The sequence below is a fragment of the Halomonas sp. ANAO-440 genome (assembly GCF_019915905.1).
GTDB classification, from domain to species: Bacteria; Pseudomonadota; Gammaproteobacteria; order Pseudomonadales; family Halomonadaceae; genus Halomonas; species Halomonas chromatireducens.
The window spans coordinates 22,960-38,538 of the sequence record NZ_JAHXBV010000020.1 but is presented as its reverse complement, the minus strand read 5'-3'; the positions used below and the strand labels follow the sequence as shown (position 1 = coordinate 38,538).

Sequence of the window (15,579 nt, the reverse complement as noted above, 5' to 3'; positions counted from 1 at the left end):
ACCGCCCTACTCCGCTACCCACCACTCGCCACGGTGACTGGCATCAGGACCCAGCAGCGGCTCGATCCGCTTCATGGCAGATACCAGCTGCTCCTCCAGCCCCCAGGGCGGATTGATGACCAGCATGCCGCTGCCATACATGCCTCGCTCCTCGCTGCTTGGCTCGCGCAGGACAACTTCGCTGCGCCAGATCTTGCGCAGGCCCCCATTGCGCAGCCCTTCCAGCAGCTCGCTGTGGCGACCGGCAGGCAAAAGCGGGTACCACACCAGTACCACGCCGTGCCGCACCTTGCGCATGGCCGCCAGCACGGTCTCGGCCACCTCTACGTACTCGCACTTGCGTTCATAGCTGGGATCGATCAATACGCAAAGCCGCGGCGTGGCTACCGGCAATCGCTGCAGCAGGCCCTTCAGGCCATCGCCATGGATATGCTTCACGTTCTTCGGCAGGCGCTGAGCGGCCAGGTGCTCGTGCTCGCCGGGATGCAGCTCGAAAAGCGCCAGCCGATCCACGTCTCGCAACTGCCTTGTGAGCCACCAGGGGGATCCCGGGTAGCAGTCCAGCGTTGGTGACGCCTGCTTGCCAGCGGTCAACTGAGCCTCGGCCAGCAGTGACAGCCAGTCGCCGATCAGGGGCTCCGCCGCCAGCGCCTGTCTCTCCTGCCAGAGTCGCTCCGCACCCTGGCGATGCTCCTGCAGCTTCTGGCTCTCCGCCGCGGATAGCGGGTAGAGCCCGCGCCCGGCATGGGTATCGATATAGGTGATCGGTGACGCCTTGCACAGCAAGTAGCCGGTAACGGCAAAGAGCATGAGGTGCTTGTGCACATCGGCGAAGTTGCCGGCATGGTAGGCGTGTTGATAGGAAAGCATGGCCACGGGTCCTTGAGGTGGCGAATCGGCTGGAGGGCTTCACACCAGGCTGGCAACGAGACCAGCCTCGGCGTCTTGTCTGGAAAGTGACGATTCCTGGCAAAGACTATCGAAAAGGCCCGCCACTGTCAGTGACGGGCCCGGTTCGAGCGACAGGCATGGCCGGTCTATTGCTGGAACTGGCTCTCGATCGGAGTGAGCGTAATCTCGACGCGCCGGTTCTGGGCGCGGCCATCCTCGGTTGCGTTACTCGCCACCGGCTGGCTTGCGCCATAGCCGGTCATATAGAGCCGATTGCGTGTTACGCCGTTCTGAGCCAGATAGTTGCCGACTGACTCGGCCCTGCGCTCGGAAAGCCGCTGGTTGTAGCCGGCATCACCGGTGCTGTCGGTATGCCCGGCGATATTGACCCGCGTATCGGTATATTGCGTCAGGATCGACGAAACATCGTTGAGTGCGTTGCGGGCGCTCGGGGTCAGCTCGCTGGAGTCGAAGCCGAAGGTTACGCTGCTTGGCATGTTGAGCACGATATCATCGCCGCGACGCTCCACGTCGACGCCGGTGCCCCTCATGCTTTCGCGCAGCTGCTGCTCCTGCCGGTCCATATAGGCACCGACGCCGGCGCCTGCAGCAGCACCCACCGCGGCGCCGATCAGCGCACGATCGCGCCGACTGGTGCTGCCGCTGCCCGACAGGGCGCCGGCTGCGGCTCCGACGGCTGCACCCACACCGGCACCGGTCATGGTGCTGGAGCGCTGGGTCTGGCCGCCGTAGGGGTCAGTCGTGGCACAGCCGATCAGCAGGGCAGCGGCCGCGAGCGGCACAGCAAGACGAAGGGGTTTGAACATAGTTATCTCCGGAGGTCAGGGAGTCATTCATTCAGTGCCGGCATCGGCTTCGCCAATCATAACCAGCAACTCATTCAAGAATAATAGACCTTGAGGCGATGCCTGCAGTCGCCGGCCATCTTCCACAAGAAGTCCTTTTTTTCGCGCCGGCAGGAGGCGAGCCTCCAGGGTGGCGGCCGGACGTCCAGTATGCGCCTCCCAGTCTGCCATCGACACACCCTCAACCAGGCGCAGCGCATTCATGGCAAATTCCAGCGGCAACTCTTCCTCCTCCACCTCGGTGCGTCCAGCGACAAAGCCGCGGGGGTCCTCAGAGCGACGCAGATAGGCTTCCGGCTGACGCGCCTTCCATCGCCGTTCGATATGCAGTTCGCCCTGGGGATCGGTGGCACTCAGCTTGCCATGAGCGCCGGCACCGATCCCCAGATAGTCACCGAAACGCCAGTAGTTAAGATTGTGACGCGACTGCATACCCGGCCGGGCGTAAGCCGATATCTCGTAGCGAACCAGCCCGGCCGCCTCGAGTCGCTCATGGCCAAGGTCCTGGATCTCCCACAGCATCTCCTCTTCGGGCAGGACCGGAGGGCGTGAATGAAACTCGGTATTGGGTTCCAGCGTGAGCTGGTACCAGGAAAGGTGCTCCGGAGAGAGGGAGAGAGCAAGGTCGAGGTCATCAAGCGCCAAAGCCGGTGTCTGGCCCGGTAAGCCATGCATCAGGTCGAGGTTGATGTTATCGAACCCGGCATAGCGCGCCTCGTCCACTGCAGCTATCGCATCGCCACCGCTGTGGATACGGCCCAGGGCATGAAGTTGACCATCCTGAAAACTCTGTACCCCCAGGGAGAGCCGATTGATGCCCGCTGCCCGATAGCCCTGGAATCGACCGCGTTCCAGGGTTCCCGGGTTCGCTTCCAACGTGACTTCGACATCGGAGGCCAGTGACAACTGCGTGGCCAGTACATCGAACAACCGTTCATAGAAGCCGGCAGACATCAGGCTCGGTGTGCCTCCGCCGATAAAGATACTGGTCAGCTCGCGCCCACCAACCAATGGCAGTTCGGCCTCGAGGTCCTGGAGCAACGCAGCCAGATAATTTGCTTCGGGGAGGTCGGCGCCGTGTCCTACCCCATGCGAGTTGAAATCGCAGTAGGGGCATTTACGCACGCACCAGGGCACATGCACGTAGAGCGCCAGCGGCGGCAGCCCGACTCGCCGGGACAGAGCGCTCACTTTGCCGACGTCTCACCAAGGGCCGCCGCCAGCGACTGCAGAGCCCTTCCCCGGTGGCTAAGCCGGTTCTTATCTTCGGCACTGAGCTCAGCCACGCTCTTGCCCAGGGAAGGTAACCAGAACAGCGGATCGTACCCGAAGCCGCCGTCACCGCGTGGTGCGGTCAGAATCTCACCCTCCCAACTGCGCTGCACGATCAGGGGTACCGGGTCTTCGGCATGGCGTAGATAGGCCAGAACACACCAGTAGCGGGCGGTACGACGGGCCGACGGTATCCCGGCAAGCGCCGCAAGCAGCTTGTCATTATTACGCGCATCATTTTTCGGCTCCCCGGCGTATCGGGCGGAGTAGATACCAGGCTGACCCTGGAGGTAATCCACCTCCAGGCCGGAATCGTCCGCCAGGGCGGGCAGTCCACTGACTCGGCTCGCTTCGCGTGCCTTGAGCAGGGCGTTCTCGACGAATGTCAGCCCGGTCTCCTCGACATCGGCCACTCCGTATTCCGCCTGCGGCCGGACATGGATTCCAAGCTCCCTCAATAGCTGGTTGAACTCCTTGATTTTTCCGGCATTTCCACTGGCCAGAACCAATGTTTTTCGACCCGACACAAGGTCACCTCGCAACGCAGAGAGAATGAACAAGAGTATGCCATAGAGAGCATCCGCAGGGTACGAAGCAGGCAAGAGTCAACAGAACTGTGACACAACTTTACAAAAGTAGGGATAGCTACCATGCTGTCAGAGCCCATCAGGATTGCATGTACTCGTCCATCTTAATGACACACATTTAATTCATGAGATGAACTAGAAAAAAAGCTTACGAAGATATGAATGTATATAAACAAAGTACGAGAATCTTAATACATCAAGCATTAGAAGAAACAAGGAGGCATCAAAAACCTGAAACACTAATGCATCGAAAACTGAAAGGAAAAAAGAACTTCTCCATAATTCAATTCGTTGTTTTAAAAGGAAATTATATTGCCATGAGATTATTCGGGATGAGACTTACACAGAGCCCTGCTACTTGTGTATATTGTCGTAAGGGTTGTCTAATACCTGATGAAACCCATTGCCAGGAGAGCAATTTCATGCACCATAAGGATTAGCTAGCCTTTGTTGCAGAGCCTTGCAGTACAGGAGTTGCATAATAAAGTTATAAGGTAATAATAATTAGTTATTAACAAATTTACACTTTATGTACAAAACTCCAACAGGTGTTTCGTTCACGTTATGTTACAATTCTCAAGAATTAGAGCTTTTGAAGGGAGGAGAAAGCATCATGGACAACATGGACCGTCATGTTCTGCTGGTGACAGACATCAACCCGCAGTCGAAGCTGTTTATCGAATACATTCAGCAGAAATTCGAGCATGACATCGTTGCCGTCAGCGACAGCGAGGAACCGAAAATCGATGAAAACCAGCCGATGCTGGTCATTCTCGACCTGGATCATCTGAGCGAAGCCAGCATGCAACGCTGGCAGGGTATAGCCGATGAGCATGAGGATATCAGTCTCGCTGCGTTCAATGTCCGGGGTGAGGACCATGCCGTCGAGCTGCTCTCGACGCTCAACCTCCAGGGCATCTTCTATCGTAACGACAGCATCGAGCTGATCTGCAAAGGTATGCAGGCCTTGCAGGATGGAAGCCTCTGGATGTCCCGCGCACTCATGTCAAGAATGATTCTGCTGCTCCGACGCCAGCAAATGAATTCATACCGGCCCGCCTGTGGGCTGACACAGCGTGAGCTGGAGATAATAGGGCTTCTTGGCACTGGTTCTACCAACTCGGAAATTGCTGAAAAACTGTTCGTCAGTGAGCATACGGTAAAGTCTCACCTCTACAATATTTTCAGAAAAATCAAGGTACATAACAGGTTGCAGGCGATGAACTGGGCGAGGAGAAATCTTTTCAGCGTACCGCCGAGTTTTCGCAGGGAAATGAAGCACTGACCGTACGACACCCCATAGCGCCACGGCTAATGAGAGATTGGTGCAAAATATGTGTATGAGTTGGTATCTCTATCAACCAGCGTAGATACGTTGTTCTATCAGGGAAGCCAGGGTGTCGGTGGCATCAGCCGCCGTGGTATCCAGATAAACCAGATGCTGCCGCTCTTCCGAATCAAACGGTTCGAAGAGCGACTGCTGACGGTGCAGCACGTCCAGACTGGCCTGCGGCAATACGCCCTGCCGCTGAGCACGCCTGACAATACGCGCCTCCAGGGTCTCGTCGTCGGCCTCGAAGCTGACGATCAGCACCGGTAGACCTCGCGCCTCGGCCTGTTGGCAGAGCAGCTTGCGCTGCCTGCGAGCAAGACAAGTGGCATCCACGCACGTGGTAATACCCGCGTCGAGCAGGGTTCCTGCGAGTTCGGCCAGACGTTGATAGGTACGAGAAGTGGCATCGTCGGTAAAGATATCCACAGGCGGTTCCGCATTCATGTCCTGTGGACTGATACCGAACAGCCGCCGTCGTTCTACATCCGAACAGAGCCTGACAGCGCCCAGCCTCTCGACCATGTTGGCAGTAAAACGACTCTTGCCGCTTCCCGAAACCCCTGTACCGATGATCAGAGGCGGGAAGCGGAACACCGAGATCTTCTCTGCCAAGGCAAGATAGCGACGACTCGTCCCCACGGCATCGGCAATATGAGCCAACGGCTCTCCTTCCATCATCTCGCTGCGACGCTGCAAGGCCCGCCGCGCACAAGACAGGGCACGGGCTACCTGGAATACCGACAGTAACCTGGTCAGGGCATAGTCACCGGAGAGCAACAAGTAGCGATCCAGGGCGCGATTGGCCAGCCGGGATTCACCACGAATCGCCAGGCCCACCAGTAATGACGCCACATCGAAACCGGGATCGAGGGTGCGCCGGGCCAGCGAATCCTCTGGTGCGAGATCAAGGGCATCGAGCATGACCAGGCGCTGATTGTCGCGGAGCGCCGTCGGTGGATGCCCCGCCGCCCAACTGGGCCTCGGCTCTCTTCGCTCGGCAAAGCAGGCTTGAAGTCGCACCAGTTCCTGATCCAGCCATTCGCGCAGACGATCGAGCTGCGCCAGGTCCTCCTCGCCCCGCATCCGTGAGACCAGGGCACCCAGCTCTTCCTCGACCAGGGCGCGAGTCGAGGCCAGGCATGTGGAGGGGCCGGAAAAAGGCAGCGGATCGGCGCCCGACCGGTGCGCCACCACCAGTGAGTCGATCAGCTCATCCAGGCTGAGGGCACCGGATGGGTGAGATGTCGACGTCACTGATGGCTTGGCCATGATGGCTCCTCGAAAACAGTCCTCGAAAACAGACCCTCGAAAGGATCGTCCCGCGTCCGGTCAGCCCTGACGAACCCGGTCGAAGGCCTTGACCGCGGCATCCAGGGTCACCTGAATGTCCTCCGGACTGTGCGCGCTGGACATGAATCCCGCCTCGTAGGCCGACGGGGCCAGATAGACACCCTCGTCCAGCATCGCCGAGAAGAAGCGACGAAACGCATCGGCATCACAGGCAGTCGCCTGGGCAAAGTTGTCGACCCGAGACTGCCCAGTGAAGAAAAGCCCGAACATGCCCCCTGCACGCTGCGTGATCATATCGACACCGGCGGCATCGGCACGTTCCTGAAGCCCGTGGCAGAGCGTCTCAACCCGCTGTGCCAGCGCATCATGGAAGCCCGGCGCACGCAATTTGGTCAACAGCGCAATGCCGGCGGCCATGGCCAGCGGGTTGCCCGATAGCGTACCCGCCTGATAGACCGGCCCCAGCGGTGATATCTGCTCCATGACTTCGCGCTTGCCGCCGAATGCTCCCACCGGCATGCCACCACCGACAATCTTGCCCAGGCAGGTCAGGTCGGGCTCGATGTCGTAGTGGGCCTGGGCACCGCCCATGGCGACCCGGAAGCCGGTCATTACCTCGTCGAATATCAGCACGCTGCCATATTCGGTGCAGACCCGACGCAGGGTCTCCAGAAAGCCTGGCTGCGGAGGAATGCAATTCATGTTCCCGGCTACCGGCTCGACAATGATGCAGGCGATCTCGCTGCCGATCTCCTCGAAGCAGGCCTCGACGGCATCGAGGTCATTATAGGAGAGGGTGATGGTATGTTCGGCCAGCGAGGCGGGTACGCCGGGCGAACTGGGCTCGCCATGGGTCAGAGCGCCGGACCCCGCTTTCACCAGCAGCGAGTCGGAGTGGCCATGGTAGTTGCCCTCGAACTTGACGATCTTGTCACGGCCAGTGAACCCCCGCGCCAGGCGAATGGCTGACATGGTGGCCTCGGTGCCGGAATTGACCATACGCACCATCTCGATGGAGGGGATCATCTCGCAGATGAGATCGGCCATGGTGGTCTCGATGGCCGTTGGCGTGCCGAAGGAGAGGCCATTGTCGAGCCGGTCCCGCACGGCACCGAGCACGTCGGGGTCGGCGTGACCGGTGATCATCGGCCCCCAGGAGCCGACATAATCGACATAGCGCTTGCCTTCGACGTCATAGAGATAAGCTCCCTTGGCCCGTTCCATGAACACCGGCGGCCGATGCAGGCCCTTGAAGGCACGCACCGGGGAGTTGACGCCTCCGGGTATGTGACGGCAGGCCTGTTCGAAGAGCTGTGCAGATGTGGTCATGAAAGCCTCTTTGCTGTCGCTGAAACGAAGGTCGAAAGGGTTCCCGCCTGACGCTGCCAGGCTGTGGATAGAATCTTGGATAACCTTGTCGTGAGTGTTGGATAACTCCTGATTCACGAGCATCTCACGCGAATCGGCCATCCCTGGTGTCATTCTGTCTGCCCCGGCGGGACATGGCCAGTCCGAACGACTGCCAAGCCGCCTCTCCTTGCCACCGGTCAAGTCGAAGGAGCACCCGTCGCCACTGTCGATGCGTCGGGGCAAAGACTGGTGGCTGCCCGGACGCCATCCATTGGCCAGTGCCTGCCAGGTGAACGACTGTGCCTGTTCACAGGCAAGCGGCAGCGGCTCCCCCCACGCCAGGCGCGCCGCCAGCGCTGCGGCAAGGGTACAGCCCGACCCATGATAGTGCCCCGGCAACCGAGGCCATTGCCAGCGGCAACTCTGCTCACTGGAGTAGAGCACCTGCTGTACCTGGTCGGGCGCTACCTGCTCATCGGGGTCATCGGTACCCGTCACCAGCAGGGCACGGCAGCCGAGCGCCAGCAGTCGCTTCGCCCGGGCCGCATCGTCGCTCGCCTCGCCACCCGCCAGCCGGGCCAATTCCAGCCGATTGGGTGTCAGAATATCCACAAGCGGCAGCAGGCGCACACGGAAGGCATCCAGCAGGGCGGTTGTGGATAACTCAGTTCCTCCCCCCGCCTTGAGCACCGGATCCACCACGACCGGCACCCCGGGGTGAGCTCGCACGATATCCACCACCGCATCGAGCACGTCCTCGCTCGCGATCAGGCCCACCTTGATGGCCGCGATGGAGAATTCATCGAGGGCGTCGCCCATCTCGCGGACCAGCCGAACCGGGACCGGCACCACCCGCTCGACATCGCGGCAGTTCTGCACCGTCAGCGCGGTCGGAATCGTGACACCCCAGCCACCGCAGGCCGCCACGGCTTCGCTGTCGGCGACCAGCCCGGCGCCACCGGTGGGATCATGTCCCGCCAATATCAGTACGACCGGCGGAGACTGCATACGGTCGCCCATGTCAGAACGGCTTGAGGACGGCGAGGACGACGATGGCCAGCAGGGCGATCACCGGCACCTCATTGAACCAGCGAAAGTAAACGTGGTTGCGGCTGCAGCGCCCGGCGGCAAACTGCTTCAGGTAGATCAGACAGACATGGTGGTAGATCACCAGCAGCAGGACCAACAGCAGCTTCACGTGCATCCAGCCCATGCCGAGCCAGTGCGGCATCAGGTAGAGCAGCCAGACACCCAGCCCCAGCACGGCGATCATGGAGGGCGTCATGATGCCACGATAGAGCTTTCGCTCCATCACCGTGAAGTACTCGATGGCCTGATGCTCGCCCTTGTCGCGCGCCATGGCATGGTAGACGTAGAGTCGCGGCAGGTAGAACATCGCCGCAAACCAGGTGATCACGGCAACGATATGCAGAGCCTTCAGCCACAGATACATGGGGTCTCCTGACGGGGGCGAGTCGATGAAGCATCGACCACGTGAGCGAATGCCTACTTGAGCCACTACTTGAGCGAATAGTAACGCTCGATTGCGCCGCGGGTGATGATACCGGAAATCCGCTTCTGCTTCGGCCGGTGTCCGTGCTCCACGAAGAGCGCATCCACCGCCTGATCGTTGAGCCGCTCGAAGGCCTCCGACAGCGTCGCCTGCAGGTGGATCGGTGCCATCTCCAGTCGCTGGCCGGGCACTTCCAGCAGGTCGATCAGCTGACTTGAAGTTTCAACCTCCTCGGCCAGCTGCTCGTCCATCAGCGCCCGTGCCAGATCCGCGGCCTTGAGCGCCAGGGTCGGCTTGTCATCGGTCGAGCGCATGATCAGTATCCATACCGGCTTGGCATCGAGCAGGGCCCGGGCCTGTTCCCGGGTCACCATGCGCTGGGTACGCACCAGGCTGCGTTCCATCACCGCAGGCACCGACACCCGGGAGAGGGCTTGCATCAGAGGCTGCTGCAGGGGGTGTAGCCCCTGGCGGGTCACGCTGACGAAGAAGCCGTCGCAGCGGCACAGCTGCCGGGCGGTCAGCCCCGAGACGACCACCGCCAGCATGCCGGGCAGAATGATATTGGGATTATGGGTGAGCTCGAGCAGCGCCATCAGGGCGGCGAGCGGCGCCTGCAGCACCGCGCCCATCATCGCCGCCATGCCCAGCATGGCATAGAAACCCGGATCGGCGGCCAGCTGCGGCCACAGCTGGGCACCAACCAGGCCGGCAAGGGCGCCCGCGGCGGCACCCACCACCAACACAGGGCCGATAATGCCGATGGGAATGCCGCTGGCCACGGTAAGGCCGGTGAGCAGCAGCTTGCCCACCACCAGGGCGAACAGTATATCCACGGCCAGATCACCGGTCAGTGACGCATCCAGGCTGTCATAGCCGATTCCCTGTACCTCGGGATACCACCAGGCCACGCCGGCCGTGGCCACCGCCACGAGCATCAGTCTCAGCCAGACCGGTAGCTCCCTGATGGTCGTGCTTTTCGCCACATGGATGAAAAGACCTGCCAGCAAGCCAACAAACAGCGCGGTGACCACGATCCAGGGCAGGTTCATCAGCGACCCCATGCTGACGCTGGGCACCTGGAAGGCCGGTTCGGAACCGTAGACCAGCATGGCCACCAGCGCACCCATGGTGGAGGCCAGGATCACCGGCATGAAACCAACGATGGTGTACTCCAGCATCACCACTTCCATGGCGAAGATGACCCCGGCGATAGGCGTATTGAAGGAGGCCGAGATCCCCGCCGCGGTGCCACAGGCCACCAGCACGCGCAGGCTGTTGTGGGGAAGTCGCAGGCGCTGACCGATGCCACTGGCCGCCGCCGCACCGAGATGGATGGCGGGGCCCTCACGGCCCGCCGACAGGCCGCCGATCACCGATACCACCCCGACCCACCACTGGTTGATCCAGTTGCGCAGGGGGAAACGACCCTGATGATAGGAGAGGCGCTCGATGACGTGGCCCACCCCCATCTTGCGAGCGGCCGCCGGCTGGCGCCACAGGAAGATGCCAATGATCAGGACCGCCAGCAGGGGCAGGGAAGAGCGCAGCAGCGGCGAGAGTCCCTCGAAGTTCTCCGGATCGCCGTCAGGCATGAAGGTCAGCGCCCCCAGATCCAGCAACAGGCGAAAGCCGACCATCACGGCACCCGTCAGGAGTCCGGACAATACGCCAAGCACGCAGAGCTGGGGAAGGGCGTCCACATTGGCCAGCTTGCGGCGAAAGCCTTCCAGGGTCAGGTCGGGCAGTGACGGGAGCGGCACGGCGGTTTTCCTGTATGAAGCGTTTTCAGGGGACGGCTGGGTGGCAGCCCTCTCTCTTGTGTATCATATTCGTAGACCCAACAAGAGGAGTCCATCGTGATCAAGGTCGGAATCGTCGGCGGCACCGGTTATACCGGCGTCGAACTGCTCAGGCTGCTGGCTCAGCACCCCGGTGTCGAGGTCGAGGCCATCACCTCGCGATCCGAGGCGGGCATGGGTGTCAGCGAGATGTACCCCAACCTGCGCGGCCATTACGATGATCTGGCCTTCAGCGAACCCGATGCCGAGCGACTGGGCGCCTGCGATGCGGTGTTCTTCGCCACGCCTCACGGTGTGGCCCACGCCCTGGCCGGTGAGCTACTGGCCAAGGGCACCCGTGTCATCGACCTCTCTGCAGATTTCCGCCTGCGTGACGCCGAGGAGTGGGCGAACTGGTACGGTCAACCCCACGGCGCACCGGAACTGCTCGATGAAGCCGTCTATGGACTGCCGGAAATGCACCGGGAGCGCATCCGCAAGGCGCGCCTGATCGCCGTACCCGGCTGCTATCCCACCGCCGTGCAGCTCGGCCTGCTGCCGCTGCTCGAAGCCGGCTTGATCGATGTCGACCATATCATCGCCGACTGCAAGTCCGGCGTCACCGGCGCCGGCAGGGGTGCCAAGGTGCCGTCACTGATGGCCGAGGCCAGCGAATCGATGAAGGCCTACGGCGCCGCCGGCCACCGCCACCTGCCGGAGATTCGCCAGGGTCTCGGCGACGCCGCCAGGGGGCCGGTGGGGCTGACCTTCGTGCCACACCTGACGCCAATGATCCGCGGTATCCATGCCACCCTCTACGGCAGGCTGACCCGTGACCCCGGCGATCTGCAGAGCCTCTTCGAGTGCCGCTTTGCCGCCGAGCCCTTCGTCGACGTAATGCCGGCCGGCAGCCACCCGGAAACCCGCAGCGTCAAGGGGGCCAACGTCTGCCGCCTGGCGGTTCATCGTCCGGGCGACGGCGACACCGTGGTGGTACTGGCGGTGATCGACAACCTGGTCAAGGGGGCCTCCGGCCAGGCGATCCAGAACCTCAACCTGATGTTCGGATTCGACGAGCACGCAGGACTCGCCGCGCCGGCACTGATGCCCTGAACCGTGTAGTATGAATAGTTGACCCTTTTGCTAGGGATTAGGGATAATCCCCTGTTACCCATTCATTCAGCTCAAGGAAATGCTGGACAAATCGGCGAACGAGATGAAACGCAAGGCGCACGAAGCGCAAGAACCGGAGCATATGGGGTATATGTGAGGATTCTGAGCTTCGCGCAACGCAGCGATTCGCTCGTGCAGCCATTTGAGCGGCGTTTCCACAGGGGAGGATGCCCATGAGCGGCGCAGAAACCTTCGTGCCCACTCCCATGATGCTCTCCGACAGTGCCAGAAAACGACTGCAGGCGCTCATCGCGGAGGAAGGCAAACCGGGACTCAAGCTGCGGGTCTACGTGACCGGTGGCGGCTGTTCGGGCTTCCAGTACGGTTTCGACTTCGCCGAGGATGTGGCGGAGGACGACGCCTTGATTGAGTTCGGTGAAGTGGCCCTGGTGGTCGACGAGCTCTCCTACCAGTACCTGGTTGGTTCCACCGTGGATTACGAAGAGGGCCTGGCCGGCGCCCGCTTCCTGGTCCAGAACCCCAACGCCACCACCACCTGCGGCTGCGGTGCTTCCTTCATGGTCTAGCCTGCCATCATTTTAGCGATTTCTTACTCTCCGACTTGACGCTTTTCGGGATTCTAACCATGTTGAATGGGGTGAATCCCATGAAAACGTCCTATAACGGGGAGTTCAATGAAACGTTCTTGCTTCACTTCAGCCCAATTCAAGCAAACCCTCCTGGTCTCTTCACTCGCGCTCGGCCTTGGCTTTTCCGCGGCCGCCCTGGCCGACAGACCCACCGTCAAGGTGGTCACCGACCCCAGTTTCGTCCCCTTCGAGATGCTCGATCCCGATACCGGCGAGATGATCGGTTTCGACATGGACATCATCAATGAAGTCGCCGAGCGGGCCGGTTTCGAGGTCGACCTGACCACCATGGAATTCGCCGGCATCATCCCGGCGGTACAGACCGGCAGCCAGGAAATCGCCATCGCCGGTGTCACCATCACCGAAGAGCGCGCCGAGATCGTCGACTTCTCGGACCCCTACTACGACTCCGGCCTGCAGATCATCGTGCGCGCCGACAACGACAGCGTGGAAACCATCGAGGACCTCGAAGGACTCTCCGTTGCCACCCGCATTGGTTCCACCAGCTACGACTTCCTGCAGGACACCCTTGGCGACAGTGCCGACATCACCCCCTACCCGGGCAACAGCGACATGTACATGGCGCTGCTGGGACGTAACGTGGACGCCGCCTTCTATGACGCCCCCAACGTCTCCTACTTTTCCCAGACCCGTGGCGAGGGCCGTACCAAGGTCGTCGGCCCCCTCTACGAAGGCCAGCAGTACGGCATCGTCTTCCACAAGGGTAGCCAGTGGGTAGAACCGGTGAACGAGGCCCTCGCCGAGATGCAGGAAGATGGCACCTACGACGAGATCTACGAGAAGTGGTTCGGCGAAACCCCCGACGACGAATGATCTCCCAGGGCTGATCGGCCCATTCAGCGGGGCCGGGTGGCAAGACCCCCGGCCCCGCCTGCGTCTACGTTTCAGCCTCTGAGTTTCTGGAGTGACACCCGTGGAAGTGACCTTTCAATTCGACTGGGCGGCAGCGTTTCGCTCAATCCCCCATCTTCTGCCAGGCATTCCCTGGACACTGCTGATCTCCTTCGGCGGCCTGGCCATCGGCTTCTTCATCGGCATCTTCTTCGGCCTGTTGCGCATCAGCCCGATACGCTGGCTGCGCTGGCCCGCCATCCTCTATATCGAGGTGTTTCGTGGGACCCCCATCCTGGTTCAGGTGCTGTTCATCTTCTACGGCCTGCCCCAGCTGCTGGGCGGCCCCATCAACGCCCTTACCGCCGGTATCGCCGCCATTGCGGTGAATTCCGGGGCCTACATCTCGGAAGTGGTGCGCGGTGGCGTGCAATCCATCGAACGGGGGCAGCGGGAGGCGGGCCTTTCACTCGGCCTGTCTCGCAGCCAGGCGTTTCGCTACATCATCTGGCCCCAGGCATTTCGACGCATGATTCCACCGCTGGGCAACCAGGGCATCATCAGCATCAAGGATACTTCACTGTTCTCGGTGATCGGCGTCGGTGAACTGGTGCGACAGGGCCAGATCTACATTGCCACGACCTTTACCGCCCTGGAGGTCTATTTCATGGTGGCGCTGATGTATCTGGCCATTACCTGGAGCCTGTCCATCGCGCTGCGCATGCTCGAGCGCAAGGGCCTCGTCGGTCAATAATGGTCGGTCAATAAAGAGAAACAAGGGAGCTTTGCATGACAGCGTCCACATCCGATCCCATCGTGCGCATGGAGCGGGTCAACAAGCACTTCGGCGACCTGCACGTGCTGAAGGATATCGAACTGGCGGTGAAGCCCGGTGAAGTCGTCGTCGTCATCGGCGCCAGCGGTTCCGGCAAGTCCACCCTGATCCGCTGTATCAACGGCCTGGAAGAGTTCCAGCAGGGCCATATCGAGGTCGACGGCAATGAACTGGTGCCCGATGGAAAGAGCAGCAAGGCACTGCAGCGAATTCGTACCGAGGTGGGTATGGTCTTCCAGCAGTTCAATCTCTTCCCGCATCTCAGCGTGCTGGACAACGTGACCCTGGCACCCATGAAGGTGCGCGGCTGGAACCGGGCGGATGCCACCGAGACGGCTGAGCGGCTGCTCAACAGGGTCGGCATCAGCGACCAGGCGTCCAAATACCCTAGCCAGCTGTCCGGGGGACAGCAGCAGCGGGTCGCCCTGGCCCGGGCACTGGCCATGGAGCCCCGGCTCATGCTGTTCGACGAACCCACCTCGGCACTCGACCCCGAGATGATCGGCGAGGTTCTCGATGCCATGCGCGAGCTGGCCCGCGAGGGCATGACCATGATTATCGTGACCCACGAGATGGGCTTCGCCAGAGAGGTCGCCGACCGGGTGATCTTCATTCATCGAGGCGAAATCGTCGAGGAAGGCCCACCGAAGCAGGTGTTCGACTCTCCGGCAAATGAGCGCACTCAGAGCTTCCTGTCGCGGGTGCTCAAGCACTGAATCAGCACAGCTTTGCTTGATGAAAGCGTTGAAAAGGCCCTGTCGGGTTATCGACAGGGCCTTTTTCGGGCTGTGGATAAGATTTTTCCCGCAGGCTCCCTTTTCGCTCTGCAAGCCCCGCCGCAGGGGCATTGTCTAATCATCAAGCAGCTTGTTCACAGCCATGGTGACAAGGCAGGTAGCCGCCGGTGGACAAGCGGTGCAGTATCCCGGCTGTGCGTAACCTTGCAATCCATCCACAGGCTCGTCACCGGTAGCCCTCAGGAGGCACGCTCCTTTTCACGGCAATAGTCAACACTTCAAACCATTGAAAAATATACTGAATAAGTGCTTATCAACAGAATCTGTCCACACTAGTAGTAACAACATCAACAGAACTACCTTTAAATCATTCTATTTATTTTATAGAAACCTTAAACGACAAGGGCTTCTGGAAGACCGGGTGTGGAAAACCCCTGACGCTTACCCACAGGAGGTTTATACTGCCAGGCTGATTTTCATCCCCTACGCAATATCCGCGCAGAAGCGCA

At 60.8% G+C, this 15,579-nt stretch carries 14 protein-coding genes and 1 pseudogene; 6 read left to right on the top strand and 9 right to left on the bottom strand.

Going from position 1 to position 15,579, the window contains the following annotated elements:
- Positions 1-6: 6 nt before the first annotated feature.
- The 4 genes from KZO25_RS14115 to KZO25_RS14100 form a co-directional block, all read right to left on the bottom strand.
- On the bottom strand, positions 7-870 hold the full coding sequence (locus KZO25_RS14115; RefSeq protein ID WP_223137448.1) for a 23S rRNA (adenine(2030)-N(6))-methyltransferase RlmJ: 864 nt from the start codon (positions 868-870) through the stop codon (positions 7-9).
- A gap of 167 nt (positions 871-1,037) precedes the next feature.
- A complete protein-coding gene (locus KZO25_RS14110) occupies positions 1,038-1,718 on the bottom strand; it encodes an OmpA family protein (RefSeq protein WP_066446054.1) in 681 nt (226 codons plus the stop codon).
- Between the two features lie 27 nt (positions 1,719-1,745).
- A complete protein-coding gene (gene hemW / locus KZO25_RS14105; RefSeq protein WP_316935708.1) occupies positions 1,746-2,948 on the bottom strand; it encodes a radical SAM family heme chaperone HemW in 1,203 nt (400 codons plus the stop codon).
- Positions 2,945-3,556, bottom strand: a complete 612-nt coding sequence (locus tag KZO25_RS14100; RefSeq protein ID WP_223137447.1) for an XTP/dITP diphosphatase — start codon at positions 3,554-3,556, stop codon at positions 2,945-2,947. The genes hemW and KZO25_RS14100 overlap by 4 nt, the downstream gene beginning before the upstream one ends.
- A 673-nt stretch (positions 3,557-4,229) precedes the next feature.
- Between KZO25_RS14100 and KZO25_RS14095 the strand changes: the two genes are divergently transcribed.
- Positions 4,230-4,901, top strand: coding sequence for a response regulator transcription factor (locus KZO25_RS14095; protein WP_066446061.1), 672 nt, complete (start codon positions 4,230-4,232; stop codon positions 4,899-4,901).
- A 72-nt stretch (positions 4,902-4,973) separates the two neighbouring features.
- Here the strand turns inward: KZO25_RS14095 and KZO25_RS14090 are convergent, their stop codons facing one another.
- The 5 genes and pseudogenes from KZO25_RS14090 to KZO25_RS14070 form a co-directional block, all read right to left on the bottom strand.
- Positions 4,974-6,218 (bottom strand): AAA family ATPase, encoded by a 1,245-nt coding sequence (locus KZO25_RS14090; RefSeq protein ID WP_223137446.1) that lies wholly within the window; start codon positions 6,216-6,218, stop codon positions 4,974-4,976.
- Positions 6,219-6,278: 60 nt separating this feature from the next.
- Positions 6,279-7,568 (bottom strand): glutamate-1-semialdehyde 2,1-aminomutase, encoded by a 1,290-nt coding sequence (hemL, locus tag KZO25_RS14085; RefSeq protein ID WP_223137532.1) that lies wholly within the window; start codon positions 7,566-7,568, stop codon positions 6,279-6,281.
- Between the two features lie 252 nt (positions 7,569-7,820).
- Positions 7,821-8,609, bottom strand: a pseudogene (locus tag KZO25_RS14080) (bifunctional hydroxymethylpyrimidine kinase/phosphomethylpyrimidine kinase); the annotation flags it as partial.
- A 1-nt stretch (position 8,610) separates the two neighbouring features.
- Complete coding sequence (gene hemJ / locus KZO25_RS14075) at positions 8,611-9,042, bottom strand: protoporphyrinogen oxidase HemJ (protein WP_223137445.1); 432 nt, start codon at positions 9,040-9,042, stop codon at positions 8,611-8,613.
- A gap of 65 nt (positions 9,043-9,107) precedes the next feature.
- A complete protein-coding gene (locus tag KZO25_RS14070; RefSeq protein ID WP_223137444.1) occupies positions 9,108-10,865 on the bottom strand; it encodes a chloride channel protein in 1,758 nt (585 codons plus the stop codon).
- Between the two features lie 96 nt (positions 10,866-10,961).
- On the opposite strand from KZO25_RS14070, the gene argC reads away from it, so the two are divergent.
- The 5 genes from argC to KZO25_RS14045 all read left to right on the top strand — a co-directional run bounded on the left by argC (position 10,962) and on the right by KZO25_RS14045 (position 15,049).
- A complete protein-coding gene (gene argC, locus KZO25_RS14065) occupies positions 10,962-11,996 on the top strand; it encodes an N-acetyl-gamma-glutamyl-phosphate reductase (protein WP_223137443.1) in 1,035 nt (344 codons plus the stop codon).
- A gap of 266 nt (positions 11,997-12,262) precedes the next feature.
- Entirely contained in the window at positions 12,263-12,583 is a 321-nt protein-coding gene (gene erpA, locus KZO25_RS14060; RefSeq protein ID WP_410505412.1) for an iron-sulfur cluster insertion protein ErpA, read from the top strand.
- 108 nt (positions 12,584-12,691) lie between these two features.
- Entirely contained in the window at positions 12,692-13,480 is a 789-nt protein-coding gene (locus KZO25_RS14055; protein WP_223137442.1) for a transporter substrate-binding domain-containing protein, read from the top strand.
- A 100-nt stretch (positions 13,481-13,580) separates the two neighbouring features.
- On the top strand, positions 13,581-14,252 hold the full coding sequence (locus tag KZO25_RS14050) for an amino acid ABC transporter permease (RefSeq protein WP_114478196.1): 672 nt from the start codon (positions 13,581-13,583) through the stop codon (positions 14,250-14,252).
- A gap of 35 nt (positions 14,253-14,287) precedes the next feature.
- A complete protein-coding gene (locus KZO25_RS14045; protein ID WP_262489028.1) occupies positions 14,288-15,049 on the top strand; it encodes an amino acid ABC transporter ATP-binding protein in 762 nt (253 codons plus the stop codon).
- The last annotated feature ends 530 nt before the right edge of the window (positions 15,050-15,579 follow it).

Excerpts from the sequence above, each read along its gene's own strand:
- KZO25_RS14115 (WP_223137448.1), bottom strand. The coding sequence starts at position 870 with ATGCTTTCCTATCAACACGCCTACCATGCCGGCAACTTCGCCGATGTG.
- KZO25_RS14110 (WP_066446054.1), bottom strand. The coding sequence starts at position 1,718 with ATGTTCAAACCCCTTCGTCTTGCTGTGCCGCTCGCGGCCGCTGCCCTG.
- KZO25_RS14095 (WP_066446061.1), top strand. The coding sequence starts at position 4,230 with ATGGACAACATGGACCGTCATGTTCTGCTGGTGACAGACATCAACCCG.
- KZO25_RS14090 (WP_223137446.1), bottom strand. The coding sequence starts at position 6,218 with ATGGCCAAGCCATCAGTGACGTCGACATCTCACCCATCCGGTGCCCTC.
- hemL (WP_223137532.1), bottom strand. The coding sequence starts at position 7,568 with ATGACCACATCTGCACAGCTCTTCGAACAGGCCTGCCGTCACATACCC.
- hemJ (WP_223137445.1), bottom strand. The coding sequence starts at position 9,042 with ATGTATCTGTGGCTGAAGGCTCTGCATATCGTTGCCGTGATCACCTGG.
- erpA (WP_410505412.1), top strand. The coding sequence starts at position 12,263 with ATGATGCTCTCCGACAGTGCCAGAAAACGACTGCAGGCGCTCATCGCG.
- KZO25_RS14055 (WP_223137442.1), top strand. The coding sequence starts at position 12,692 with ATGAAACGTTCTTGCTTCACTTCAGCCCAATTCAAGCAAACCCTCCTG.
- KZO25_RS14045 (WP_262489028.1), top strand. The coding sequence starts at position 14,288 with ATGACAGCGTCCACATCCGATCCCATCGTGCGCATGGAGCGGGTCAAC.